A 24,112-nucleotide genomic window follows, 5' to 3' on the forward strand; every position below is an offset into this window, starting at 1 on the left:
CTGTCGTGCCGACCATCCGACCTGGTCGGACAACGCCCTAGCGAAGGGCCGGCGTCGGTGTCGGCACGCGGCCCGACGCCGCCGGCGCCGGCATCGCCGCTGTCTCGGCGAGAGAATCCGGTGCATGGAGGCTCGAAACGGCGGGGCTCGCCAGCGCGACCGTGCGCGTGACGGGGGCCGGCTGGCTTGCGGGTTCCATCAGCACGACGTCGACGAGGTCGCCCGGCTGCAGCACCGCGCTCGCCTCGGCCTCCCGCCGGGTGGACGTTCCGTCCGTCGCGCGGGTGATGAAGTAACGGATCGCCTCCGGCTCGTCGCCCACCCCCGAGACGATGCGCGCCTTGTCGCGCAGGCCCGCGATGCGGGCTTCGGCCTGGTTCACCCCGGCCGAGGCGACCTGGAGCGCCGCCAGATTGTCTATCCGCGCCGTGTCGTCGAGCTTCACGAGCTCGCGCTGGAGGTCGGTCACGTCGCGCTCGACCTGACTGATCGCCGACAGCGTGTCGAGCGAGCGCGTCGAGACGAGAAGCGCGCCGCGCTGCGCCGCCCGCAGCCGGTCGATCGGCGTCAGTCCCTTCTGTAGGAGTTCCTCGACCCGCTTGATCTCGTCGTCGTAGTTGCGCGTCTCGTCCTCGAGATTGCGCTGCGTCTGCCGGAGGAAACCGAGGCGCGCGACGGACCCGGCGATGCTCGTGCGGAGGTTGTCGCGCGTCTTTTCGCGGTCGTCGCGGCGGGCGGCCAGCTGCTCGCGCACCAACGTGCGGAACCGCTCCGCCAGCGCCGGCTCGATCCCGTCCGCCGGAACCGCGGCAAGGTCCGGCTCGCCCGGTCCCGCCAGGTCCGCCTCCAGCCGCGCCACCTGGAGGCGCGCCTGGAACAGTGCGGAGAAGGTTTCGGTCTCCTCCTCGCCGAGCGCTGCGCTATCCAGCGAATGGTCCTGGCGCGAGCGCGACACGCTCGGGCCGCCGACGACCGCCACGACCTGCGCCACCGTGAGGCCCGCGCGGAACGGCTGGGCGCTCGGGGTCAGGACGTCGCCCGAGACGTAGACGGGGCGGAACTCGCCGATGTCGAGAAGGACGCCTTCCGGATAGATCACGCTCCAGACGGCCGCGCCCTGCGCGTCGACGCCGGCGGGATAGGACACGGTTCGCAGGCGCTGTGCGACGCTCTCGCGCAGGGCCTCGATCGTCAGGCCGGCGGCGGGAAAGCGGCCGCCGAGCGGGATGCTGATCGTGCCATCCTGGTCGATCATGATCTTGCGCGCCACGGGAAGCGTTCCGAGGATCGAGAAGTCGATCGTATCGCCGACCTGCAGCCTGTACGGCTCGCCGGCCTCAGCGACAGGGGCGGCGACGACCAGTCCTGCGAATAGGGCTGCGCCGAGGGTGGACAGGCGGCAAGCGATCCAAGGCATGCGCGACATCCTCTGTCCGTTAGGCGGCAACATCCTTATCTTTGCCGTCTCCGGTGGAGCGACGTCAAGAACGATGCTGCAGCGCGTCATTCCGCGCGCCCGTGGTCGTCCGGCGAACGTCGCGTTGCGCGCGACCGGCGCACGCGATAGGCCAGACGGGAACGCGGGCCGACCGACGGCCGCGCTGGAGGGATGCGAGCCGATGATCGTCGTTGCCGGGATCTTGAGACTGACGCCCGAGGGCCTTGCCGCCGTTCGCGAGGTCGCGCGCGCGACCGTCGCGACGACCAACGCCGAGGCCGGCTGCATCGTCTACGCCTTCGCCGAGGACCTTCGCGAGCCCGGCCTCATCCGCATCTACGAGGAATGGGAAAGCCGCGAGGCGCTCGACGCCCACGGCAAGGCGGCGCACATGACCGTGTGGCGCGATGCGCTGAAGACCGTCGAGGTCCGGGAACTGCAGCTGAAGCTGATCGAAACGGCCTCGGTCGAGCCCTTCGCCTGACCAGAGCGATCCCCGCGATGCCGTTTCACGCCAGCGTCCTGACGCTCTATCCCGAGATGTTTCCCGGCCCCTTGGGCGTTTCGCTCGCCGGTCGTGCGCTGGAGCGCGGCGACTGGCGGCTGGAGGCGCGCCAGATCCGCGACCACGGGATCGGACGGCATCGCACCGTGGACGACACGCCGGCCGGCGGATCGCCCGGCATGGTGCTGCGGCCCGACGTCCTCGCCGAGGCGATCGACGCGGCGTCGCCCGCGGGCGACGAGCGGCCTCGCCTCCTGATGAGCCCGCGCGGGCGCCCGCTCGACCAGGCGCGCGTGCGCGAGATCGCGGCGGGGCCGGGCGCCGTGATCGTCTGCGGCCGGTTCGAGGGCGTGGACGAGCGGGTGATCGAGGCGCGGGCGCTCGAAGAGGTCTCGATCGGCGACTACATCCTGTCCGGCGGCGAGATGGCGGCGCTGGTTCTCCTGGACGCCGTGGTGCGCCTGCTGCCCGGTGTCATGGGCAATGCCCAGTCCGGCCAGACCGAGAGCTTCGAGGACGGGCTCCTGGAGCACCCCCATTACACGCGCCCCGCGGTGTGGGAGGGACGGGAGATCCCGGCGGTATTGGCTTCCGGCCATCATGGCGCGGTGGCACGCTGGCGCCGCGAAGCGGCCGAGCGGCTGACGGCGCAGCGTCGTCCCGACCTTTGGGCGCGGCGCGGATCGACGACATCCTGAACGCGAGTTTAGGCGACAGGCGCGGCGCGATCCGTTAACCTTGCACCGACCGGCATCGAGCGAAGGGCTTCATCCATGACGGGATCGCTGGAACTTGCCGCTCTCCTCCGGCGCGCCGCGGCCAAGGCCTACGTGGAATGCCCGGATGTCCTGCGCCCGGCGCGGGGCCTGGCCGTCGGGCTCGCGCTGTCGGCCATCCTGTGGCTCGCCGTCGTCAACGTCGCGTTGCTGGTCTAGCGCGTTCCGACCGCGCCGAACGGTCGTTCTTCGGACGCCCGCCCCGCGCCGGCGTTGCCCGTCGGTCGCAAGACGACGGCATCGCTCCATCCGCGTCTTGCCACGAGGCGACATCACCCTCGTGCCGACCATCCCACCCGGTCGGACACCGCTCTAGCGGTCGCCCGCATCGAGAAAGCCCGCCCGATCGAGATAGACGACGACCTCGTCCGCGAGTTCGTCGGCGGAGCGGCGATGGGTCTCGAGGTGCAGTTCCGGCGCGGCCGGGGCCTCGTAGGGGCTGTCGATGCCGGTGAAGTTCGGGATGCGACCGGCGCGCGCCTGGGCATAAAGCCCCTTCGGATCGCGCGCTTCCACGACGCCGAGCGGCGCATCCACGAAGACCTCGACGAATTCGCCCTCGGCGAGGAGATCGCGCGCCAGCTGCCGCTCGGCCCGAAACGGCGAGATGAACGAGGCGAGCGTGATCAGCCCGGCGTCCACCATGAGCTTGGCGGTCTCGGCGACGCGCCGGATGTTCTCCACCCGGTCGGCCGCGGTGAAGCCGAGGTCGCGGTTCAGCCCGTGGCGCACGTTGTCGCCGTCGAGGAGATAGGTGTGGTGGCCGAGCGCGAAGAGGCGCTTCTCCACGAGGTTGGCGATGGTCGACTTGCCGGCACCGGACAGGCCGGTGAACCAGAGGAGCGCCGGGCGCTGCGCCTTGGCGGCGGCGCGCGCGGCCTTGCTCACGTCGACCGCCTGCCGGTGGATGTTGGCCGCGCGGCGCAGGGCGAAATCGATCGTGCCGACGCCCGTCGCACGGCCGCTCTGCGCATCCACGACGGCCAAGGTGCCGAGCGCCCGGTTGCGGCGGAACGGCTCGAAGGCGACGGGCTGCGCCAGCGACAGGTTCACACGGCCGCGATCGCCCGCGCGAAGCGTGCCGGCCGCAACCGGCGGCGCGCCGGGACCGGCGATCCGGTGCTTGATGCGGGTCACGCTGCCCGCGACCTGCCGCGTGCCGATCTCGATGCGATAGGCGCGGCCGGGCAAAAGCGGCTCCGGGCCGAGCCACAGGAGGTCGGCGGCGAACTGGTCGCAGGTTTCCGGCCGGTCGCCTGCCGCCGCAAGAACGTCGCCTGCGACAGCGCCGACCGAGCCCTCCAGTCGAAGCGTGACGGTCTCGCCTGCGACCGCCCGCGCCCGGTCCCTGCCGTCCGCCTCGACGGCCGCGATCGCGCTGGCGCGACCCGTCTCGACCGAAGCGATCCTGTCGCCGGTGCGCGCGGCGCCCAAGAGCACAAGACCGGACATCATCTCCGGGGACGGCGTCTGCGAGACGACAAAGCGGAGCGGCCCGTCGGCTGCGGGGTCGATCGACGACAGGCCGGACAGCCAGGTGCCCAGCCCCGCAGATGCGTCGCGCGCGGACGCCGTCGACGAGGAGGCGTCGAAATCGAGGGCACCCGACATCTCTGCAAACTTCTCGGACAAGCCTGCGGAGGGCTCGCCATCGACGAGGAGCTGCAATTGGCGCAGCCCAGCCAGCCGCACGACCTCGAGAGTGCGTCGCAAGCTGTCATCGAGACCATGATCGGCGTCGGTCACGGCGACGGCGGCGTCGCATCGGGCGGCGGTGAGCGCCAGCGCGCCGAAATCCTCGTGTCCCCTCAGGTCGACGACCGCAAGCGGCCGGCCGTCGGCCGCCGAAAACGGCAGCCCGAGGTCGGTCCCCGCAGCGGGGCCGCAGACGAGGAGGCGGAGCGGGCCGGGCGCGCCGGGATCGTGTGAAGCCATGCGACGGGTCTTCCGGAGACTGGGGCGGCGGATCACGAAGCCGGGGATGCGGCGTCGGGGCAGGCGCGCGGCAGGATGGCGGGATCGCCGAAGGCGAGGAAGTGCGGGTTGGCGAAATCGGCGTCGTGCGCCTGCTGTCGCTTGCCGTAGCGCAGCGGCTGCCCGTCGCAGGTCGTCACGCACCCGCCTGCCGCCCGCAGGATCGCGTCGCCCGCCGCCGTATCCCATTCCATCGTTCGGCCGAAGCGGGGGTAGAAGTCGGCCTCGCCCGCCGCGAGCATGCAGAATTTCAACGACGAGCCGCAGGCGGCAAAACCGGCGACCGGCAGCCGTTCGAGGAAGTCGGCGGTTTCGGCCGAGCCGTGACTGCGCGAGCCGACGACGGTGAGCGGGCCGGGCGCCGCGCGCACACGCATCGGATCGCGGCCGTCCTCGCCGTTGCGGCACCAGGCGCCCTCTGGGCCTCCGGCAAAGAGACGCCCGAGCGCCGGAGCGTAGACGACGCCGAGGACCGGAACGCCGCTCTCGATGAGGGCGATGTTGACGGTGAACTCGCCGTTGCCGGTGATGAACTCGCGCGTCCCGTCCAGGGGATCGACCAGGAAGAATCGGGCGCTGGCGTCCGGGCACCGCCCGGCCGCGGCTTCCTCTTCCGCCACGACGGGAATGTCGGGCGCGAGCCGCGCCAGTCCTTCGAGGATGATCGCTTCGGCCTCGCCGTCGGCCTGCGTGACGGGCGAGCCATCGCCCTTCGTCACCACTGCGACGTCCGGCCGGTAGTGCCGCAGGATGCAGGCGCCGGCCTCCAGCGCGAGGGCGCACAGCGGCTCGAGAAGCGCATCGAGGTCGAGCGGCGGCCGGGCGGACGAGACGGTGGGACGGTGCGTCATGCCCGCAGTCCTTCGCACGAAGCGCGTCGGCGATAAAGCGGCGTCGCCACGACAAAAAAGGGGAAGGTCCTTAAAAGACCTTCCCCTTTCAGCTGAGTCTGAAGCCGCTGCGATCAGCAGCTGCCTTCGCGTTTCATCACGACCTTGACGGTCTTGACGAGGATCTGGATGTCGAGCCACAGCGACCAGTGGCGGACGTAGTAGGTGTCGAACTTGACGCGCGAGGCGTAGCTCGTGTTCGACCGCCCATTGACCTGCCACATGCCGGTGACGCCCGGACGGGTGCGCTTGTAGGCCTCGAAGCGATGCGTGTAGCGGTGCACCTCCTCGTCGACGATCGGGCGCGGGCCGATCAGGCTCATCTCGCCGCGCAGCACGTTGAAGAGCTGCGGCAGTTCGTCGAGGCTGGTCTCGCGCAGGAAGCGGCCGAGGCGGGTGACGCGCGGGTCGTTGCGCAGCTTCTGCGTGGCTTCCCATTCGGCGCGAGCGGCCGGGTCGGTCTGCAGCAGGCGCTGCAGAAGCTCGGCCGAATTGGTGGCCATCGAGCGGAACTTGTAGCAGCGGAAGTGGCGGCCGTCGAAGCCGACCCGCTTGTGGCCGAAGAAGACCGGGCCGGGGTCGCTGATCTTCATCGCGGCGATGATGATCAGCATCAAGGGGCTGAGGACGAGGAGGGCGCCAAGGGTCAGCGTGAGGTCAACGGCCCGCTTCAGCGATCCGCCGACCGGGCGGGAAAGATCGACCGCTGCAGGTTGTCGAGTGACGTCGCTGGTGGTGGTCGCCAACGTGGTGATCTTTGCCATCGGATTCCCGTCGGGTTCTTTAAAGAACGGTAAGCATCTTATAGAGGAGTTGAGGCTTCCCGGCAACGCTCCGTTCGCACCTGCACAGTGCAGGGCCGCCCTGCGCTGAGCGCACAGGTTACGGGAGAGGCCCCCCGAAGCCGCGAGAGAAAGCGGTTTCAACAACTTCCAGGTTCATCGAACCGTCAGGAAACCCGCAGATAAATCGTTATAACCAGCCTGTAACGATCCGTGAGACACACCCTCTTCGATACACTTTTGCCCGTCCGGCCGAGCCGCCCTGTCGGTTTCCGTCATGCTGCATTGCGATATGATCGCGCGGCACCGCGTGCGCGTCAGGCGAAGATCGCGCGTTCCGCATCGACCAGTTCGGCGATGTAGCGGGCGACGGCCTGCACGCGCGACAGATCGCGCGCGCTCTCGTGGTAGACGAGCCAGTACTCTCGGCGAAGCTCCCGCTCGGGCAGGACGCGCTCCAGGCCGGTGCGCCCGGCGGCCGAGAAACTGTGCAGGATGCCGATGCCCAGACCTGCCGCCACGGCCTCCGTCTGGCCGAGCGCCGAGGAGATCTCGATCCGGCTCTGCCACCCCGGCGCGAACTCGGCCGCGTATTGCAGCGAGGCGCTGTAGAGAAGGTCGTCGACGTAGCCGATGAGCGAATGGGCGGCGAGATCGCCGACGCCTTGCGGCCGCCCCGCCCGGTCGAGATAGTCCGTCGAGGCGTAGGCGCGCAGGCTGTAGGACACGAGACGCCGGGCGACGAGCCGCCCCTGCTCGGGCCGCTCCACCGTGATCGCGATGTCGGCCTCGCGCCGCGACAGCGAGAAGGCGCGCGGCACCGGCACGAGCTGCAGCGTCAGGCCTGGATGGCGCTCCATCAGGGGCCCGAGGCGCGGGGCGAGGAACGCCGTGCCGAACCCGTCCGGCGCACCGATCCGCACGGTGCCGGAGAGGGCGAGGTCCGCCTCGCCGATCAGCGCCCGCGCGTTCTGCGCCTCCGCCTCCATCCGCTCGGCCGCCGGCAGGAAGGCCTCGCCCTCGCCGGTCAGCGCGCAGCCGCCCGGCCGCCGCTCGAAGAGGCGGGTGCCGAGCGCGCCCTCCAGCGCGTCGAGCCGACGACCGACGGTCGCGTGGTTGAGGCCAAGCCGCCGCGAGGCCGCCAGGATCTGCCCGGCGCGCGCCACCGCCAGAAATACGCGCACGTCGTCCCAGTTCACCCCGACACCTCCCAAGACTTCGATTTTCGCACAATGGATGCACGATCGCGCCCCTTGCGTTCAAGGGCGGGTGGCGGCCACAAACAGGCAACACAAGGGAGAGACGGCATGAACGAGATCGGTCACTTCATCGACGGGCAGCGCGTGGCGGGCGCCAGCGGGCGCTTTGCCGACGTCTTCAACCCGGCGACCGGCCAGGCGACGGCGCGTCTGTCGCTCGCCAGCCGCGACGAACTGCAGCGCGCGGTGGATGCGGCGCGCGAGGCCCAGCCGAAATGGGCCGCCACCAACCCGCAGCGCCGCGCCCGCGTCTTCATCAAGTTCGTCGAACTTCTCAACGCCCACATGCGGGAGCTGGCCGAGCTTCTGTCCTCCGAGCACGGCAAGACGGTCGAGGATTCCAAGGGCGACATCGTGCGCGGCCTCGAGGTCTGCGAGTTCGTGATCGGCATTCCGCACCTGATGAAGGGCGAGTTCACCGAAGGCGCGGGGCCGGGCATCGACATGTATTCGATCCGCCAGCCGGTCGGCATCGGCGCCGGCATCACGCCGTTCAACTTCCCCGCGATGATCCCGATGTGGATGTTCGCGCCGGCGATCGCCTGCGGCAACGCCTTCATCCTGAAGCCCTCGGAGCGCGACCCGTCCGTTCCGATGCGCCTGGCCGAGCTGATGATGGAGGCCGGCCTGCCGAAGGGCATCCTCCAGGTCGTCAACGGCGACAAGGAAGCGGTCGACGCGGTGCTGGAGCATCCGGAGATCGGAGCGATCTCCTTCGTCGGCTCGACGCCGATCGCCGCCCACGTCTATGCCGAGGCGACGAAGCGTGGCAAGCGCGCCCACACGTTCGGCGGCGCCAAAAACCACATGATCATTATGCCCGACGCCGACCTCGACATGGCGGCGGACGCGCTGATCGGCGCGGGCTACGGCTCGGCTGGCGAGCGCTGCATGGCGATCTCGGTGGCGGTGCCGGTGGGCGAGGAGACCGCCAACGCCCTGATCGAGAAGCTGATCCCGAAGGTCGAGGCCCTGAAGATCGGCCCCTACACCGATGCCGGCGCCGACTATGGCCCGGTCGTCACCAAGGCGAGCCAGGAGAAGATCCTCGGCCTCGTCGAGACGGGCGTCCGGGAGGGCGCCAAGCTCGTCGTCGACGGGCGCCAGTTCCGGATGCAGGGCTACGAGGACGGTTTCTTCGTCGGCTCCTGCCTCTTCGATCACGTCACGCCCGACATGGAGATCTACAAGGCCGAGATCTTCGGGCCGGTCCTGTCTGTGGTGCGCGCCAAGGACTACGAGGCCGCGCTCGCCCTGCCGACCCAGCACGAATACGGCAACGGCGTCGCGATCTACACGCGCGACGGCGATGCGGCCCGCGACTTCGCCAGCCGCGTTCCGATCGGCATGATCGGCATCAACGTGCCGATCCCGACGCCGCTCGCCTACCACTCCTTCGGCGGCTGGAAGCGCTCGTCCTTCGGCGACCTCAACCAGCACGGACCGGACTCGATCAAGTTCTGGACCCGCACCAAGACGGTGACGAGCCGCTGGCCGTCCGGCATCAAGTCGGGCGCCGAGTTCTCGATGCCTGTGATGCGTTGAAGGCGCGGGACCTGTGATGCGCTGAAGGCGCGGGCAGAACCTCGCCATGAAATCGTAAGCATGCCAGAAGGGTCGGCGGTCGCTCCGCCGGCCCTTCATCGCTTTGTCCCGGCCCGATGTTCCAGATCCTTCTCTTCTCGCTCGCGCCGGTCTTCTTCGTGATCGGGCTCGGCTTCGTGGCCGGTCGCCGCCGCTGGGTGGATGCGAATGCCACCGGCATGCTCGGCGCCTTCGTCGCGCAGTTCGCGCTGCCGACGGCGCTGTTCCTGGCGATCGTCACGGCCCCGCGCAGCCTGCTCACGGCCGAACTCGCGCCGACCGCCGCCTATGTCGCGACGTTCTCGGCGCTTCTCGGGCTGACGCTCCTCGTCTCGCGGCGCTGGGGCCTTTCGTCGATCACGACGGCGCTCTTCGCCCAGACCATCGGCGTCCCCAATCTCGGCGGCATCGGCCTCGGGCTGTTCCAGGCCCTGGAAGGGCCGGGGTCCGAGGTGACGCTGGCCGTCATCAACCTCGTCGGCACGCTGATCGTCACGCTCTACTGCTTCGTCCGGCTGGAGATGCAGGGCGGGGGCCACATCGGCCGGGCCGTCGGTGCGGCCCTCGTCAAGCCGATGACGATCCTGCCGGCCCTCGGCTTCCTCATCGCCTTCGCCGAAGTGCCATTTCCCGCGCTCGGCATCGCGGTCCTGAAGCCCCTGGCGCAGGCGACCGGCGGCGTCGGCCTGTTCCTGACCGGGGTGATCCTGTCGACGCAGCGCCTGCGCCTGTCGCGCACCAGCCTTCTCGCCGTCGCGCTGTCGAACGTCCTGCGCCCGGCGCTGGCGCTGGGGCTCTGCCTTCTCCTGTCACTGCCGCCGGCGATCGAGGCGCGGATCGTCGTCGCCATGGCGATCCCCGCGGGCTTTATCGGCACGATCCTGTCGGCGATCTATCGCGAGGGCACGGCGGAATCGGGCGGCGCGCTGGTCGCCACCACCGTCGCCTCGCTGGTCACGCTGCCGATCTGGATCACGGTCGCGGTCTGGCTCGCCGGGCCTTGAGCCCTCGTCAGCTAAGCGTCGGAGCGCAGCACGAGGTCGGCCGGCCGGCTCTTGGCCAGCACGAGGCGCATGTTGGGCAGGTCGTTGCCCTCCATCTGCCGGACCATCGCTTCGGGATCGAGCTGGAACCCCATCCAGCGCTCCGTGAGCCGGCCGATCAGCACCTCTTCGCTCGCCTCGACCATCACGGTGAGGTCGAAGAGGTCGCCGAGGTCGCGCCAGCCGGGTTCGTCGAGGAGGAGGTAGTTGCCCTCCGTCAGCACGATGCGCGTCGACGGTTCGATGATGCGGCCGCCCGCGCGCGCGATCTCGATCGAGCGGTCGAAGACCGGCACGGCGACCTCGCGGCCGCCATCGGCGCGAAGGCGCTCCAGCGCCGTGCGGTAGCCGTCGAGATCGAACGTGTGCGGCGCGCCCTTGCGCGCGCGGTGGCCGCGCGCGTTCAGCACCATGTCGTCGTAGTGGAAGCCGTCCATTGGGAAGACGTCGGCGACGCCCGCGCGGCGCGCGTTGAGGCGGTCCTTCAGCTGTTCGGCCGTGGTGGACTTGCCGGACCCCGGCGCGCCGGCGATCGCGACGATCCGGCGACGCTCGCCCTCCTCGCTGAGAAGCGCGTTCGTCAGTCCCGCCAGCGTCACCTGCTCGCCCATGTCCGTCCTCCCCGAAGTGGTCAGACGGCCTTTGCCTGAAGGCGCGAGGTTTGGCGAGAGGGATCGAGCCGCTCGGGCTCGTAGCCGAGGAGGGCGGCCGGTTCGACATCGGCGAACACGCGTCCGACGCCGATCAGGATCGGGCGGTCGATGCCGACGCGCGCGACGATGTCCCCGAGCGTGGCGAGCGGTCCGACCACGCGGATCTCGTCCGGCCGGGTGAGCGCCGCGGCGACGGCGACCGGCGTTTCCGGCGGCAGGCCGTGGGCAACGAGCTGCTCGGCGATGCGCCGCGCCATGCGCCCACCCATGTAGAAGATCGTGGTGGCGTTGTCGTCGGCGAGCGCCCGCCAGTCCATGTCGTCGGGCAGGTCGCCCTTTTGGCTGTGCGCGGTGACGAAGCGCACGGCCTGCGCCCGGTCGCGGTGGGTCAGCGACACGCCGAAGGCGCCGGCCATGGCCGAGGCCGCCGTGATGCCCGGCACGATCGCGACGGGAATGCCCTGCGCCCGTAGGTCGGCGATTTCCTCGCCCGAGCGCCCGAAGACCGAGACGTCGCCGGACTTCAGCCGCACGACATGCTTACCCGCGCGGGCGAACTGCGCCATCATCGCGTTGATGTCTTCCTGCCGGCAGCTTTCGCGCCCGCCGCGCTTGCCGACCAGCATGCGCTTGGCCTCGCGGCGGGCGAGCTCCAGGATGTCGTCGGACACGAGATCGTCGAAGAGGATGACGTCGGCGGCCTGGAGGGCCCGCACGGCCTTCAGCGTCAGAAGCTCGGCGTCGCCGGGGCCGGCGCCGACCAGCGTCACCCGACCGCCGGCCTGCGGGCGATTGGCGAGATCGCGCACGAAGGCGCGAGCCTCCAGCTCGGCCGCCTCGTCGGGCGCACGGCGCGTGAAGGCGTCGTCGGAAAAGCGCTCCCAGAAGGCGCGGCGGGACGGGCCCGGTGCGAGCCGGTTCATCACCTCGGCGCGCACACGCGCGGCCATCTTCGCCCAGCCGGTGAGGGTGGCGGGCAGCAGCGTCTCGATGCGCCGGCGGATCGCCTGGCCGAGGATGGGCGCCGCGCCGTCGGTCGAGATGCCGACGACGACGGGCGAGCGGTTGACGATCGTGCCGAAGCGGAACTGGCAGAAGGCCGGCTTGTCGATGACGTTGACCGGCACGCCGGCGGCGCGCGCCGCGCAGAAGAAGGCCTGCGCTTCCGTCTCGCTTTCGCAGTCGGCGACCGCGAGCGAGGCGGCGGCGAAGACGTCGAGTGCCCAGGGGCGGTCGTGATGGCGGATCTCGCCGTCGGGAAAGTCGAGGGCGAGGACGGTGCGCATCTCCTCGCCGAGGTCGTCGGCGGGGCAGTAGAGATCGACGCTCGCGCCGGAGGCGGCCAGCAGTTCGGCCTTCCACGCGGCGCCGTCCGAGCCGCCGGCCATCGCCACGCGCTTGCCCTTGAGGTCGAAGAAGACGGGCAGGGTCGCGAGCTCGCCCATGCGCTGCGGACGCTGGCGGGCGGGCGCGGTGTCAGCTTGGCTCGAGGACACGTCGTTCCGCATCGATCAATCCCTGGATCTCGGTTCTGCAGGAGCCACAATTCGTGCCCGCCCGCAAGCTCTGGCCTACGGCCGCGACGCTTGCGCAGCCGCCGCCCACAGCCCGCCTGATGTCGTTGGCCCCGACGCCGAAACAAGAGCAGACGAGCGCGCCTGGGTCGGGCCGCTCGGTGCCGGGGCGTCCGGCGAGGATGCCGGCGCGCGCCTGACGCTCGAAGGCGGGGGCGTCGAGCAGCGATGCGGCGAAGGAGCGCGAGACGGCGACAGGCGCGGGCGACAGCCAGAGCGCGGCGAGGAGCCGGCCGGCGTCGTCGAAGGCGGCAAGGCGCCGGTCGCCGCCGCGGTCGGTATAGTCGAGAAGGTCGCTCGCGGGGTCGAGACCGAGAAGCGCATGGGGCTCGGGCGCGGGGCCGTTGCCGGCGAGTTCCACGCGCCAGCCGCCGGGTGCCCGGGCTTTCGCCCAGTAGAGGAGATCGCCTGTCGCCAGCTCCTGGCGCGACACGGCAAAGCCGTACCACGCGGCGGACACGCGCTCGACGGCGGCCGGCACGGCCTTGGAGGCGGGCTGACCGGAGGCGGGATCGGTGCGGGCGGGAACGAGAGCGTTGATGCGGGCCGTGCCCGAGAACTGGCCGGTCCAGTGCATCGGGGCAAAGAGCGTGCCGGGTGCGACGCGTGTCGTGAGGAGGGCGCGCAGCGTGGCGGAGCCGTGGTCGGTCGAGACCGCCACGAGGTCGGCCTCCGCAATGCCCAGCCGCATCGCGTCCGCCGGATGGATCTCGCAGAAGGGCTCGGCGAGATGGGCCGACAGGCGCGCCGAACGCCCGGTGCGCGTCATCGTATGCCACTGGTCGCGGATGCGGCCGGTGTTGAGGACGAAGGGATGCGCCGAGGTGACGGCCGGCCGCTCGGCCGGGGCGACGGCGGCGAGCCGGGCACGGCCGTTCGGCGTGAAGAAGCGACCGTCCGCAAAGAAGTGCGCGCAGGCCCCGCCGTCCGCCGGGCGCGGCCACTGCGTGGGCGCCAACGTCTCGAAGGCGGCGTCGTCCAGCGTGGCCAAGGCGCCGATGTCGAAATCGCGCGTGCCGGCGTTCTCGAACGCCGAGAGCGCGGCGTGCTCGCGAAAGATCGCGGCGGCGTTCGGATAGTCGAAGGCGGTGCCGAAGCCGAGGCGTCTGGCGACTTCGGCGAGCTGCCACCAGTCCGGCCGCGCGTCTCCGGGCAGGGCGAGGAAGCCGCGCTGGCGCGAGATGCGTCGCTCCGAATTCGTCACCGTCCCGTCCTTCTCGCCCCAGGCGGCGGATGGCAGGGCGACATGGGCGAACGGCATCGTGTCCGTATCGGTCACGACGTCGGAGACGACGATGAAGGGGCAGCGGCGGAGCGCCTCGGCGACGCCGTCGGCTTGGGGAAGCGAATCGACGGGATTGGTCCCCATGATCCACAGCGCGCGCACCCGGCCGTTGGAGACCGCCTGGAAGAGGTCCACGGCCTTGAGGCCGGGCGTCTGCGCCACGGTCGGCGCCTGCCAGAACCGGCGCACGAGATCGGCATGGGCCGTGTTGCCGAGATCCATATGCGCAGCAAGCTGGTTGGCGAGCCCGCCGACCTCGCGCCCGCCCATCGCGTTGGGCTGGCCGGTGACGGAAAACGGCCCCATGCCCGCGCGCCCGATCCGGGCCGTCGCGAGGTGGCAGTTCAAAATGGCCGACACCTTGTCGGTGCCGCCCGCCGACTGGTTGACGCCCTGGCTGTAGACGGTGACGGTCCTCGGCGTGCGCGCATAGAGGTCGAGGAAGGCCGCGAGCCTGTCCGTGTCGAGCCCGGTCGCATCGGCGAGACGCGCGAGATCGGCAAAGGGTCGGGCGGCCTCCAGCGCGGCGTCGAGGCCCTCCGTGTGCGCTTGCGTGTAGGTGCGGTCGATCGCCCCCGCCGCCTCGATGGCCGCCAAGGCGCCGAGGAACAGTGCCGTGTCGCCGTCGGCGCGGATCGGCAGATGCAGATCGGCCTCCCGCGCGCTCGCCGTCTCGCGCGGATCGATCGCGACGAGGCGCATCTCCGGGCGTCGCTCGCGCGCTGCCTGGATGCGCTGGAACAGCACCGGATGGCACCAGGCGAGGTTAGAGCCGACCAGCACCAGAAGATCGGCCTCCTCCAGATCCTCGTAGGTGCCGGGCACGGTGTCGGAGCCGAAGGCTCGTTTGTGGCCGGCGACCGAGGAGGCCATGCAGAGGCGCGAGTTGGTGTCGATATTGGCCGTGCCGACGAAGCCCTTCATCAGCTTGTTGGCGACGTAGTAGTCTTCGGTCAGGATCTGACCGGAGACATAGAGCGCCACCGAATCCGGCCCGTGGTCGCGGATCGTCTGCGAGAAGCGCGCCGCCACGAGGTCGAGCGCGGCGTCCCAGGATACGCGCTCGCCCCCGATCTGCGGATGCAGCAGCCGGCGGTCGGGAATCAGCGTCTCGGCGAGAGCCGAGCCCTTGGAGCAGAGGCGACCGAAGTTGGCGGGATGCGTCTCGTCGCCTGCGATCGCCACCGTTCCGTCGGGGCGGGGCGTCGCGACGACACCGCAGCCGACGCCGCAGTAGGGGCAGGTGGTGCGGGTCGCGCCCGGGGTCGCCAGCGTGTTCATCTCACCACGCGTTGTAGGCGAGGTACTTGCCGCTCATGCGCACCTCGATCCGGTCGCCCTTGGGGTTCGGCACCTTCTCGACCTCCATGTGGAAGTCGATCGCGCTCATGATGCCGTTGCCGCACTTCTCCTGCACGAGCTCCTTCAACGTGTCGCCGTAGACGCCGACGATCTCGTAGAAGCGGTAGATGCAGGGATCGGTCGGAACGCTGCGGTCCCAGACCTTGGTCGGGTACTCGGCCAGCGTGACGGCCGCCTCCTGCGGCAGGCCGAGATTGGTCACGAGGAGGTCGGCCTTGTCGCGCGGCAGGGCGTTCATGCCGAGGCAGGCGGAGGTCGTGAAGACCTCGCTCATGCCGATCCCTTCCGCGATCGAGGCCCAGGACAGGCCCGCCTGGCGCTTGCGCTCGTAGACGAGGTCGGTGACGTCCTTCTTCGACAGCATGGTGCGTCTCCTATTCCGCGGCTTCTCGAAAGGCTTCGGCTTCCAGCAGGATTTCCAGCGCCCCGTCCGCGCCGACGCGAACGGGAAAGGTGCGCACCCGGCCCTCGTCCGGCCCCTGCACCAGCCCGGTGTCGAGGGCGATCACCTGCGAGTGGAGCGGGCAGGTGACGGAGCCGCCGTGGACGATCCCTTGGGAGAGCGGCCCGCCCTTGTGGGGGCAGCGGTCTTCCGTGGCGAAGACCTTGTCGTCCATCGTGCGGAACACGGCGATCCGGCCGAGCGGCGAGGTCACGCAGCGCGCGCCGCGGCGGGGGATGTCGTCGAGGCGGCCGATCGCCGCCCATGCGCCTTGCATCGTCATTCCGCAGCCTCCCGGAAACCGATCTCCGCCATGGGTTTGAACTCGTGCGAGGCGACGCCCTTCGAGGCGCGCTCGGCCCAGGGGTCGACCTGCGCGAACTGCTGGGAGAACACGAAGCGCTCGAAATAGGCCTGGCGCTTCTCGAGGTCGTCGACGACCGCCGCCCGGATCGAGTCCATGCCGACGCGCTTCAGCCACTTGTAGATGCGCTCGAGATAGTGGCCCTGCTCGCGATAGAGCTGGGTCAGCGCCGCGATGACCACCACCGCTTCGTCCTCGGTGTCGACATGGCAGAGGACCTGCGTGCCGTGGATGTCGAGGCCGGCGGCGCCCGCGAAGTGGATGTCGTAGCCACTGTCGACGCAGATCACGCCGATGTCCTTGCAGGTCGCCTCGGCGCAGTTGCGCGGGCAGCCGGAGACGGCCATCTTCAGCTTGGCCGGGGTCCAAGAGCCCCACATGAACTTCTCCAGCCGGATGCCGAGCCCGGTAGAATCCTGCGTCCCGAAGCGGCACCAGTCGGTGCCGACGCAGGTCTTCACCGTGCGCAGGCCCTTGGCGTAGGCGGCGCCTGAAACCATGCCGGCGGCGTTGAGGTCGGCCCAGACGGCGGGCAGGTCTTCCTTCTTCACGCCCAGCATGTCGATGCGCTGGCCGCCGGTGCATTTCACGGCGGGAATGGCGAACTTGTCCACGACGTCGGCGATGGCGCGAAGCTCGGCGGACGAGGTCATCCCGCCCCACATACGCGGCACGACGGAATAGGTGCCGTCCTTCTGGATGTTGGCGTGGACGCGCTCGTTGATGAAGCGCGACTGCTTGTCGTCCTGGTACTCGCCCGGCCAGTCGGCGAGGAGGTAGTAGTTCAGCGCCGGGCGGCACTTGGCGCAGCCGCAGGAGGTCGTCCACTCCAGCTCCTGCATCACCGCCGGGATGCTCTTCAGCCCCTTCGCCTTGATCAGCCGCCTGACGTCGCCGTGGCCGAGCGTGGTGCAGCCGCACATCGGCTTCACGGCATTCGGGTTGAAGGCGCTCCCGAGCGTGACGCTCATCAGCTGCTCGACGAGGCCGGTGCACGAGCCGCAGGAGGCGGACGCCTTGGTGTGGGCGCGCACGTCGTCGAGCGTCGTCAGGCCCTTGGTGGTGATGGTGGACGTGATCTTGCCCTTGCAGACGCCGTTGCAGCCGCAGATCTCAGCGTCATCGCCCAAGGCTGCAACGGCCGCCATAGGGTCCAGCGGGGACCCTCCCTGGTAGCTCTGGCCGAAGATCAGCGTGTCGCGCATCTCGGCAATGTCGGTGCCCTTCTTCAGAAGGTCGCCGAACCAGCCGCCATCCGCCGTCTCGCCGTAGAGCACGGCGCCGAGGATGCGGTTGTCCTTGACGACGAGGCGCTTGTAGACGCCGGCCGAGGCGTCGCGCAGCACGATCTCCTCGCGGTCGGGCGCGTCGGCGAAGTCGCCGACGGAATAGAGGTTGATGCCGGTGACCTTCAGCTTCGTTGGGGTGTCGGAATGGCGGAAGCCTTCCGCCGGCTGCCCGGCGAGGCGACGCGCCGCGACTTCCGCCATCTGGTAGAGCGGGGCGACGAGGCCGTAGACGCGCCCGTCGAGCTCGACGCATTCGCCGAGCGCCGAGATGCTCTCGTCGGAGGTGACGAGCTGGTCGTCGACATGGATGCCACGCCCGACCGCCAGCCCTGCGTCCTTCGCAAGGCCCGCCGACGGACGGATGCCGACGGCCATGACGACGAGGCTCGCGGGGATGACGCGGCCGTCCTTGAGCTTCACGCCCTCGACATGGGTCGTGCCGAGCACCTCTTCCGTGTTGGCGTTGCAGATCACCTCGATGCCGCGTTTCTCCAGTGCGCGCTGGAGGAGGAAGCCGGCGGCGGGGTCGAGCTGGCGCTCCATCAGCGTCGGCATGAGGTGGAGGACCGTGACCTCCAGTCCTTGCGCGCGCAGACCCGCCGCGGCTTCGAGGCCGAGGAGGCCGCCGCCGATGACGACGGCCTTGGCGCGGGACTGGGCGGCAAGGATCATCGCGTCGACATCGTCGAGGTCGCGATAGGCGAGGACGCCGGGAAGGGTGTGGCCGGGGACGGGCGGGATGAACGGCGTCGAGCCGGTGGCGATGACGAGGTGGTCGTAGGGCGCCGTGATGCCCTTATCCGAGGTGACGGTCTTCGCCGCCCGGTCGATCGCGACGACGCGGTGGCCCTTGTGGAGCGTGACGCCGTGGCTGACGTACCAGCCGTCGCCGTGGATCACGATGTCCTCGAAGCTCTTCTCGCCCGACAGCACGGGGGAGAGCATGATGCGATCGTAGTTCACGCGGGGTTCGGCATTGAAGATCGTCACCTCGAAGGCGTCCGGCGCCAGTTCGAAGAGGTGTTCCAGCATCCGGCCGGGGGCCATGCCGTTGCCGACGACGACGAGTTTCTGGGTCATGGGTCTCATCCCGAAACGGAAAGGTTGAGAAGGGCGTCCGGCGCGGCGTCGGTGGCGCGCCGGGCGGTCAGTCCGGCGTCAGGCCGCTTCGACGAAGCGGTTGCGCTCGTAGAGGAACCGCAGCACCGCCTGGCGACACTTGAGGTAGGTCGGGTCCGTCGCGAGCCTGATGCGGTCGCGCGGCCGGGCGAGCGGCACGGCGAGGATCTCGCCGATGTTGGCCGAGGGGCCGTTCGTCAGCATCACGATGCGATCCGACAGGAGCACGGCCTCGTCCACGTCATGGGTGATCATCATCACCGTGGTGCCGAGGTCGGCTTGGATCTGCATGACCTGATCCTGGAGATGCGCGCGGGTGAGCGCGTCGAGCGCGCCGAAGGGCTCGTCGAGCAGCAGGATCTTCGGCTCCATGGCGAGCGCGCGGGCGATGCCGACGCGCTGCTTCATGCCGCCCGAGATCTCCGACGGGCGCTTGTCCCGGGCGTGGCCCATGTGGACGAGCTCGAGGTTGCGCATCACCCATTCGCGGCGCTCAGCTGCCGATTTCGTCTTGCCGAACACCTTGTCCACGGCGAGCGCGACGTTCTCGTAGACCGTGAGCCAGGGCAGGAGCGAGTGGTTTTGGAACACGACGCCCCGGTCGGGGCCCGGCTGGTCCACGACCTTGTCCTCGAGGAGGACGACGCCGGTGGTAGCCTTCGTCAGGCCCGCCACGATGTTGAGAAGCGTGGACTTGCCGCAGCCGGAATGGCCGATGATCGAGATGGTCTCGCCCTTGTCCACCGTCAGGTCGATGCCCTTGAGGACCTGGGTGGTGGCGGCGCCCCGCTTGAAGGTCATGTCGACGCCTTCGATCGACAGGAACGGCTTGGCTTGCATGGGTTCGCTCCGGGTCTGTCGAGGAGGGATCAGGCCGCGGCCGTGCCGCGGGTGACGAGACGGCCGACCAGCGCCACGATCCGGTCGAGCACGAAGCCGACGAGGCCGACATAGGCGAGGGCGACGATGATGTCGGAGATCAGCGACGAGTTCCAAGCGTCCCAGATGAAGAAGCCGATCCCGACGCCGCCGATCAGCATCTCGGCCGCGACGATGGCGAGCCAGGACAGGCCGACGCCGATGCGAAGCCCGGTGAAGATGTAGGGGGCGGCCGCCGGCAGCATGATCTTGGCGAAGAACTCGAAGCCGTTGAGGCGGAGCACCGCGGCGACGTTGCGGTAGTCGGCCGGAATGTTGCGCACGCCCACGGCCGTGTTGATGATGATCGGCCAGACCGAGGTGATGAAGATCACGAAGATCGCCGCGGGCTGGCCGTTCTGGAAGGCGGCGAGCGAGAGCGGCAGCCAGGCGAGCGGCGGCACCGTGCGCAGCACCTGGAAGATCGGATCGAGGCCGCGCATGGCAAGCTGCGACTGGCCGACGAGGACGCCGAGCGAGATGCCGACGACAACGGCGATGGAATAACCGACGGCGACGCGCTGTAGGCTCGCCCAGATCTGCCAGCCGAGGCCGACGTCGTTGCCCGAATTGACGTAGAACGGATGGGCGATCAGCTCCCAGCTGTCGCTGAGCACCTGGCTCGGCGCCGGAAGCGCGGCGCCGGGATGGGCGCACAGGAGCTCCCAGAGGCCGAGAAGCACCGCGAGCGTGACGATAAAGGGCAGGATTTCGGCCGCCCGGTCGCGCGTGCGCCGGGCGAGAGCGGGGCCGACGGGCGCACGGCGCGTCGGCAGCGCGAGGACGGCGGCGCCGGCTTTCGCCGCGGGCGCCGGGCCCTTCAGGGGCAGCTGGGTGACGGTCTGGGACACGGGGGACGGCCTCCGTTGAAGCGAGGGGGCGGGACGGGCTTCAGGCGATGCGCTTGATCGAAAGGCTCGCGAGGTAGGCGTCGGGATCGGCGGGATCGAAGGTCTTGCCGTCGAAGAAGGTCTCGACGCCGCGCGAGGTCGAGGCCGGGATGTCGGCCGCCGCGACGCCGAGGTCCTTGGCTGCCGCGCGCCAGATGTCCTCCCGGTTGACCGCCGCGATCAGCGCCGCCTTGTCGAGCCCGGCGGGCAGGTAACCCCAGCGCTGGTCCTCGGTGAGGAACCAGAGGTCGTGGCTCTGGAAGGGGTAGGAGGCGTGGTCGCGCCAGAACTTCATGACGTGGGGCGAGTTCTCGACCACCGGCTTGCCGTTGCCGTAGTCGTAGGTGCCCTTGAGGCGGTCGACGATGTCGGCGGGGGCGACGTTGAACCAGGCGCGCTTGCCGACGATCTGGCTGAGCTCGTCCTTGTTCTCCATCGCGTCGCACCACTGCTGCGCCTCGAGGACCGCCATGGTCAGCGCCTTGGCGGCGTTGGGGTGGGCGGCGACCCAGTCGGCGCGCATCGCGAAGCTCTTCTCGGGGTGCTTGGCCCAGAGCTCGCCCGTCGTGATGGCGCTGTAGCCGACGTCCTGGTTCACCATCTGCTCGTGCCAGGGTTCGCCGACGCAGAAGGCGTCCATCGTGTTGACCTTGAGGTTCGCCACCATCTGCGGCGGCGGCACGACGATGGTCTCGACGTCGGAATTCGGATCGATGCCGGCGGCGGCCAGCCAGTAGCGCATCCACAGGTCGTGCGTGCCGCCGGGGAAGGTGACGGCGACCTTCGACACGGTGCCGGCCGCCTTCTTGGCCGCGAACGCGTCGCGCAGGACACCGGCGTCGAGGCCGACATTCTCCTTGCGCAGGCCGGTCGCGACCGAGATGCCCTGTCCGTCGAGGTTGAGACGGGCGAGAATCTGCATCGGCAGCGGCGCGCCTTGCGTGATCGTTCCGGCGCTCATCAGGTAGGGCATGGGGGTGAGGATGTGGGCGCCGTCGATGCCCGATCCCGCCGAGCCGAGCACAAGGTTGTCGCGCGTCGTGCCCCAGGACGACTGCTTCACCACCTCGACATCGGGCATGCCGTGCTTGGCGAAGAGGCCCTTTTCCTTGGCGATGATGAGCGGCGAGGCGTCGGTCAGCGCGATGAAGCCGAGGACGGCCTTGGTGGTCTCGGGAACCGCACTTTCAGCAAACGCACCGCCGGGAAAGCTCACCGAAACCGCGGAAAACAGCGCGGCGGTGCCCGCGGTCGCGGCGGTGCCGAGAAGGAACCGGCGACGGTTCAGGCCGGAAATGTCGGAAGCGGGCATGGCGGTCCTCGGCGGGTGAGGGAAGGCCAAACGAAAACGACGCCGCGGACCACATGCCCCGTCCGCGCCTCGTCCGGCGTGGGTTGGGTGGCATCGGGTTCGCGACGTCGCTGTCGTCGAGGCTCGGGAGAAGCTCGGTGACCCTGTCGTCCTTGACGGGTCATGGTGCTATCCAACCGCAGAAGCGTCATTTTGCAAAGCACAAATGTACGCCAGATGGGCACGCCTAAAGTTTCATCATAACGGTTCCAGATTGCGGTGCCGCAGGCGTTTGGCGCTGCTCCAGCTTCGCGCGCGTTCCGCGGTCAGAGCGCGCAAATATTGGGCAGCGACCTGAGAGCGCCCGTCAGTCGCCGCTGGCCGTCCCGCCGAAGGGCGCCGGAAGGTTCTGCGCGAGCGCCGCCTCGATCGCGTTCGGATCGAAGTCCGGGCCGCCATCGGGCGAGCGTTCGATACGACTGTCGGGCAGCGCCTCGGCACGTCCGGGCAGGGCCGAGCGATAGACGTCGGGCCGGAACGCCTGCGCGGCTTGTCGCGCGGCCTCGGGGGTATAGGCCGCCTGTCCCCAGCGCACCATCTGCGCGAAGACCCAGAGCGCCTGCGAACGACGCGGCAGGTTGGCGGCCTCCGGCCGGAAATCGACATAGGCGGCGAGCGCGCGGCGGGTGCCGTCCGGGTCCACCGGCAGGTCGCCGCCCAGCACCGTCTCGAACAGGGCGGCACGGCCGCCGACATGGGCGGGCTCGGCGAGGATCGCGGCGAGTTCCCGCCGGTTGGCGGGCTCGGCGCACCAGAGAGCGCTGGCGTCGAGCGCCGCGAGTAGACGCTCGGCCGTGTCGCGCTGGTCCTGCCACCAGTCCGGCCGAAGGCCCAGCACCTTCTCCGGCGAGCCCGGCCAGATGTCCGCCTTCACCGCCACGATGCGCCCGATGCCTTCCTCCACCGCCATCACGTTCCACGGGGCGTTGACGCAGAACCCGTCGATCAGCCCGGCGCGCAGGGCATCGGCGGTCATCGGCGGCGGCACGACCGTCAGCGTCACGTCGCGGTCGGGGTCGATCCCGGCCGAGGCCAGCCACAGCCGGAACTCGTAGGCATGGGAGGAGAACGGATAGGTCACGCCGAACACCGGGGCGGCTTCGCCCGCCCGGCGCCGGCGCTCGAGTTCGCGCTTCAGCGCCCGCGCATGGGCGCCGGCCGTGTCGGGATAGTCCTCGCCGTCCATCGCCGCGAGCATGGCGGCCATCAGCGGCGTCGAGAGCGTGATGGCGTTGCCGCCCTCGGCCAGCGCGAAGGGGGCGATCACCTTGTGCGGATTGGAGCCGAGACCAAGTTCGCCGGCGACCGCCATGGGGCCGAGCATATGGGCGACGTCGAACTGGCGGAAGGCGAGGCGGTCGCGGATGTTCGACCACGACACGTCGCGCGTCAGCTCGATCCGCACGCCCTCGCGCCGGTCGAGGCCGAGCGCCGAGGCGGCCAAGAGCACGGCGGCGTCGAGAAGCGGGATGAAGCCCGCGCGCACGATCCGTTCGGAAGCGCTCATCCGCAATCCTCCCCGCCGAGAAGGCTGGCGGCCGTCACCAGCGAGCGGGCGATGTCCACGAGCTTCTTCTTCTCGTTCATGGCGGTCTGGCGCATCAGGCGATACGCCTCCTCTTCCGACAGGCCCCGCATCCGCATGAGAAGACCCTTGGCGCGCTCCACCACCTTGCGGTCGGCAAGTTCCGAACGCGCGTCCTGCAACTCGCGCTCCAGCCGCGAATAGGCCTCGAAGCGCAGGACGGCCGTGTCGAGGATCGGCTTGACGCGCTCCTTCTTCAGCCCGTCCACCACATAGGCCGAGACCCCGGCGGCGATCGCGGCCTCCATGGAGGCGGCGTCGGAGCGGTCGACGAACATGGCGATCGGACGGCGCACCGAGCGCGAGACCTGGAAGAACGCCTCCAGCCGATCGCGATTGGGGTTTTCGAGATCGACCACGATCACGTCGGGCCGGAACGCCTCGATCTCGCGCACCAGCCCCTGCGCATCCGCCACGATGTGGACGCGCGCATGGCCCCCCTCGCGCAGGCCCTCCTCGATGATCGCGGCCCGCGCCCGGTTCTCGTCGACGATCAGGACGGCAAGGGCGGGACGGGGTTCCATGGCACGAAGAGTGGCAAAGAGGCGAGGGCGGCGCAATATCCCGCGCGCCGCCTGTGTTGCGATGCGGAAGAAATCAGCCGGCGTCGGCGGTGAGGCCGACGGCCTGGATGCCGGCCGCAGCCGCCGCCTCGTCGTTGTTGGACGTGTCGCCGGTGATGCCGACCGCGCCGACGACCTTGCCGCCGTCGCGGATCAGCACGCCGCCCGGTACCGGCACGAGCGAGCCGTTCGTCAGCGTGTTCATTGCGTTGATGAAATAGGCCTGCTCCTCGGCGCGCTTCCACAGGGCGCGCGAGCCGACGCCCATCTGCACCGCGCCGTTGGCCTTGCCGATGGCGATCGCGGGGCGCAGCGGCGAGGCGCCATCCTCGCGCTCCAGCACCAGAAGGTCACCGCCGGCGTCCAGGACCGCGACGGTCAGCGGCTTCAGGCCGAGCTCGCGCCCCTTGGCGCGGGCGGCCTCGACGATGCGGCGGGCGGTGTCGAGCGTCAGTGCGGTCATGGG

22 protein-coding genes are annotated in these 24,112 nt (G+C 69.9%); 5 read left to right on the top strand and 17 right to left on the bottom strand.

The window, feature by feature from the left end; genetic code table 11:
* Window positions 1–37 precede the first annotated feature (37 nt).
* The gene (locus tag ASF65_RS19565) at window positions 38–1,417 is read right to left on the bottom strand and encodes a polysaccharide biosynthesis/export family protein (protein WP_162239510.1); all 1,380 of its coding nucleotides are present in this window, start codon (window positions 1,415–1,417) and stop codon (window positions 38–40) included.
* A gap of 202 nt (window positions 1,418–1,619) precedes the next feature.
* Between ASF65_RS19565 and ASF65_RS21730 the strand changes: the two genes are divergently transcribed.
* The 3 genes from ASF65_RS21730 (at window position 1,620) to ASF65_RS21605 (ending at window position 2,878) form a co-directional block, all read left to right on the top strand.
* A complete protein-coding gene (locus ASF65_RS21730) occupies window positions 1,620–1,922 on the top strand; it encodes a putative quinol monooxygenase (protein WP_055893190.1) in 303 nt (100 codons plus the stop codon).
* Window positions 1,923–1,939: 17 nt separating this feature from the next.
* Window positions 1,940–2,641, top strand: a complete 702-nt coding sequence (gene trmD, locus ASF65_RS19575) for a tRNA (guanosine(37)-N1)-methyltransferase TrmD (protein ID WP_055893193.1) — start codon at window positions 1,940–1,942, stop codon at window positions 2,639–2,641.
* 75 nt (window positions 2,642–2,716) lie between these two features.
* Window positions 2,717–2,878 (top strand): hypothetical protein, encoded by a 162-nt coding sequence (locus ASF65_RS21605; RefSeq protein ID WP_156369399.1) that lies wholly within the window; start codon window positions 2,717–2,719, stop codon window positions 2,876–2,878.
* A 153-nt stretch (window positions 2,879–3,031) separates the two neighbouring features.
* Here ASF65_RS21605 and cysC read toward each other — a convergent pair whose 3' ends face one another.
* From cysC to ASF65_RS19595, 4 genes are all read right to left on the bottom strand, one after another.
* Window positions 3,032–4,654, bottom strand: coding sequence for an adenylyl-sulfate kinase (gene cysC / locus ASF65_RS19580; RefSeq protein WP_055893195.1), 1,623 nt, complete (start codon window positions 4,652–4,654; stop codon window positions 3,032–3,034).
* A gap of 32 nt (window positions 4,655–4,686) precedes the next feature.
* Window positions 4,687–5,544, bottom strand: a complete 858-nt coding sequence (gene cysQ, locus ASF65_RS19585; protein WP_055893198.1) for a 3'(2'),5'-bisphosphate nucleotidase CysQ — start codon at window positions 5,542–5,544, stop codon at window positions 4,687–4,689.
* 113 nt (window positions 5,545–5,657) lie between these two features.
* Complete coding sequence (locus ASF65_RS19590) at window positions 5,658–6,347, bottom strand: exopolysaccharide biosynthesis polyprenyl glycosylphosphotransferase (protein ID WP_055893201.1); 690 nt, start codon at window positions 6,345–6,347, stop codon at window positions 5,658–5,660.
* 335 nt (window positions 6,348–6,682) lie between these two features.
* Entirely contained in the window at window positions 6,683–7,564 is an 882-nt protein-coding gene (locus ASF65_RS19595) for a LysR family transcriptional regulator (protein ID WP_055893203.1), read from the bottom strand.
* A 108-nt stretch (window positions 7,565–7,672) separates the two neighbouring features.
* On the opposite strand from ASF65_RS19595, the gene ASF65_RS19600 reads away from it, so the two are divergent.
* Entirely contained in the window at window positions 7,673–9,169 is a 1,497-nt protein-coding gene (locus tag ASF65_RS19600; protein ID WP_055893207.1) for a CoA-acylating methylmalonate-semialdehyde dehydrogenase, read from the top strand.
* Between the two features lie 116 nt (window positions 9,170–9,285).
* On the top strand, window positions 9,286–10,212 hold the full coding sequence (locus ASF65_RS19605; protein ID WP_055893210.1) for an AEC family transporter: 927 nt from the start codon (window positions 9,286–9,288) through the stop codon (window positions 10,210–10,212).
* Between the two features lie 11 nt (window positions 10,213–10,223).
* On the opposite strand, the gene ASF65_RS19610 is transcribed toward ASF65_RS19605, so the two are convergent.
* The 12 genes from ASF65_RS19610 to ASF65_RS19665 all read right to left on the bottom strand — a co-directional run bounded on the left by ASF65_RS19610 (window position 10,224) and on the right by ASF65_RS19665 (window position 24,109).
* Complete coding sequence (locus ASF65_RS19610; RefSeq protein WP_055893212.1) at window positions 10,224–10,862, bottom strand: nucleoside triphosphate hydrolase; 639 nt, start codon at window positions 10,860–10,862, stop codon at window positions 10,224–10,226.
* Between the two features lie 20 nt (window positions 10,863–10,882).
* The gene (gene cysG, locus ASF65_RS19615) at window positions 10,883–12,412 is read right to left on the bottom strand and encodes a siroheme synthase CysG (RefSeq protein WP_055893214.1); all 1,530 of its coding nucleotides are present in this window, start codon (window positions 12,410–12,412) and stop codon (window positions 10,883–10,885) included.
* Complete coding sequence (locus tag ASF65_RS19620) at window positions 12,381–15,044, bottom strand: nitrate reductase (protein WP_055893216.1); 2,664 nt, start codon at window positions 15,042–15,044, stop codon at window positions 12,381–12,383. The genes cysG and ASF65_RS19620 overlap by 32 nt, the downstream gene beginning before the upstream one ends.
* Before the next feature lies 1 nt (window position 15,045).
* Window positions 15,046–15,489: a cyanase gene (gene cynS, locus ASF65_RS19625; RefSeq protein WP_055893218.1), complete on the bottom strand. Its 444-nt coding sequence runs from the start codon at window positions 15,487–15,489 to the stop codon at window positions 15,046–15,048.
* Between the two features lie 10 nt (window positions 15,490–15,499).
* Complete coding sequence (gene nirD, locus ASF65_RS19630) at window positions 15,500–15,850, bottom strand: nitrite reductase small subunit NirD (protein ID WP_082505866.1); 351 nt, start codon at window positions 15,848–15,850, stop codon at window positions 15,500–15,502.
* Window positions 15,847–18,300, bottom strand: a complete 2,454-nt coding sequence (gene nirB, locus ASF65_RS19635; protein ID WP_055893222.1) for a nitrite reductase large subunit NirB — start codon at window positions 18,298–18,300, stop codon at window positions 15,847–15,849. The genes nirD and nirB overlap by 4 nt, the downstream gene beginning before the upstream one ends.
* 78 nt (window positions 18,301–18,378) lie before the next feature.
* The gene (locus tag ASF65_RS19640; protein WP_055893225.1) at window positions 18,379–19,179 is read right to left on the bottom strand and encodes an ABC transporter ATP-binding protein; all 801 of its coding nucleotides are present in this window, start codon (window positions 19,177–19,179) and stop codon (window positions 18,379–18,381) included.
* A gap of 29 nt (window positions 19,180–19,208) precedes the next feature.
* Window positions 19,209–20,108: a nitrate ABC transporter permease gene (ntrB, locus tag ASF65_RS19645; RefSeq protein ID WP_055893228.1), complete on the bottom strand. Its 900-nt coding sequence runs from the start codon at window positions 20,106–20,108 to the stop codon at window positions 19,209–19,211.
* Window positions 20,109–20,148: 40 nt separating this feature from the next.
* Window positions 20,149–21,459, bottom strand: a complete 1,311-nt coding sequence (locus tag ASF65_RS19650) for a CmpA/NrtA family ABC transporter substrate-binding protein (protein ID WP_055893231.1) — start codon at window positions 21,457–21,459, stop codon at window positions 20,149–20,151.
* Window positions 21,460–21,805: 346 nt separating this feature from the next.
* Window positions 21,806–23,005, bottom strand: coding sequence for a CmpA/NrtA family ABC transporter substrate-binding protein (locus ASF65_RS19655; RefSeq protein ID WP_055893233.1), 1,200 nt, complete (start codon window positions 23,003–23,005; stop codon window positions 21,806–21,808).
* A complete protein-coding gene (locus tag ASF65_RS19660; RefSeq protein ID WP_055893236.1) occupies window positions 23,002–23,607 on the bottom strand; it encodes an ANTAR domain-containing protein in 606 nt (201 codons plus the stop codon). Before ASF65_RS19660 ends, ASF65_RS19655 begins: the two co-directional genes overlap by 4 nt.
* Before the next feature lie 73 nt (window positions 23,608–23,680).
* On the bottom strand, window positions 23,681–24,109 hold the full coding sequence (locus ASF65_RS19665) for a heme-binding protein (protein WP_055893237.1): 429 nt from the start codon (window positions 24,107–24,109) through the stop codon (window positions 23,681–23,683).
* Between the last annotated feature and the right edge of the window lie 3 nt (window positions 24,110–24,112).

The sequence above is a fragment of the Aureimonas sp. Leaf324 genome (assembly GCF_001423245.1).
Classification (GTDB): Bacteria; Pseudomonadota; Alphaproteobacteria; order Rhizobiales; family Rhizobiaceae; genus Aureimonas.

What these genes read in the sequence shown, in the direction of transcription:
- ASF65_RS19565 (WP_162239510.1), bottom strand. Translation starts at nt 1,417, where the DNA reads ATGCCTTGGATCGCTTGCCGCCTGTCCACCCTCGGCGCAGCCCTATTC.
- ASF65_RS21730 (WP_055893190.1), top strand. Translation starts at nt 1,620, where the DNA reads ATGATCGTCGTTGCCGGGATCTTGAGACTGACGCCCGAGGGCCTTGCC.
- trmD (WP_055893193.1), top strand. Translation starts at nt 1,940, where the DNA reads ATGCCGTTTCACGCCAGCGTCCTGACGCTCTATCCCGAGATGTTTCCC.
- ASF65_RS21605 (WP_156369399.1), top strand. Translation starts at nt 2,717, where the DNA reads ATGACGGGATCGCTGGAACTTGCCGCTCTCCTCCGGCGCGCCGCGGCC.
- cysC (WP_055893195.1), bottom strand. Translation starts at nt 4,654, where the DNA reads ATGGCTTCACACGATCCCGGCGCGCCCGGCCCGCTCCGCCTCCTCGTC.
- cysQ (WP_055893198.1), bottom strand. Translation starts at nt 5,544, where the DNA reads ATGACGCACCGTCCCACCGTCTCGTCCGCCCGGCCGCCGCTCGACCTC.
- ASF65_RS19590 (WP_055893201.1), bottom strand. Translation starts at nt 6,347, where the DNA reads ATGGCAAAGATCACCACGTTGGCGACCACCACCAGCGACGTCACTCGA.
- ASF65_RS19600 (WP_055893207.1), top strand. Translation starts at nt 7,673, where the DNA reads ATGAACGAGATCGGTCACTTCATCGACGGGCAGCGCGTGGCGGGCGCC.
- ASF65_RS19605 (WP_055893210.1), top strand. Translation starts at nt 9,286, where the DNA reads ATGTTCCAGATCCTTCTCTTCTCGCTCGCGCCGGTCTTCTTCGTGATC.
- ASF65_RS19610 (WP_055893212.1), bottom strand. Translation starts at nt 10,862, where the DNA reads ATGGGCGAGCAGGTGACGCTGGCGGGACTGACGAACGCGCTTCTCAGC.
- cysG (WP_055893214.1), bottom strand. Translation starts at nt 12,412, where the DNA reads ATGCGGAACGACGTGTCCTCGAGCCAAGCTGACACCGCGCCCGCCCGC.
- ASF65_RS19620 (WP_055893216.1), bottom strand. Translation starts at nt 15,044, where the DNA reads ATGAACACGCTGGCGACCCCGGGCGCGACCCGCACCACCTGCCCCTAC.
- cynS (WP_055893218.1), bottom strand. Translation starts at nt 15,489, where the DNA reads ATGCTGTCGAAGAAGGACGTCACCGACCTCGTCTACGAGCGCAAGCGC.
- nirD (WP_082505866.1), bottom strand. Translation starts at nt 15,850, where the DNA reads ATGACGATGCAAGGCGCATGGGCGGCGATCGGCCGCCTCGACGACATC.
- nirB (WP_055893222.1), bottom strand. Translation starts at nt 18,300, where the DNA reads ATGACCCAGAAACTCGTCGTCGTCGGCAACGGCATGGCCCCCGGCCGG.
- ASF65_RS19640 (WP_055893225.1), bottom strand. Translation starts at nt 19,179, where the DNA reads ATGCAAGCCAAGCCGTTCCTGTCGATCGAAGGCGTCGACATGACCTTC.
- ASF65_RS19650 (WP_055893231.1), bottom strand. Translation starts at nt 21,459, where the DNA reads ATGCCCGCTTCCGACATTTCCGGCCTGAACCGTCGCCGGTTCCTTCTC.
- ASF65_RS19655 (WP_055893233.1), bottom strand. Translation starts at nt 23,005, where the DNA reads ATGAGCGCTTCCGAACGGATCGTGCGCGCGGGCTTCATCCCGCTTCTC.
- ASF65_RS19660 (WP_055893236.1), bottom strand. Translation starts at nt 23,607, where the DNA reads ATGGAACCCCGTCCCGCCCTTGCCGTCCTGATCGTCGACGAGAACCGG.
- ASF65_RS19665 (WP_055893237.1), bottom strand. Translation starts at nt 24,109, where the DNA reads ATGACCGCACTGACGCTCGACACCGCCCGCCGCATCGTCGAGGCCGCC.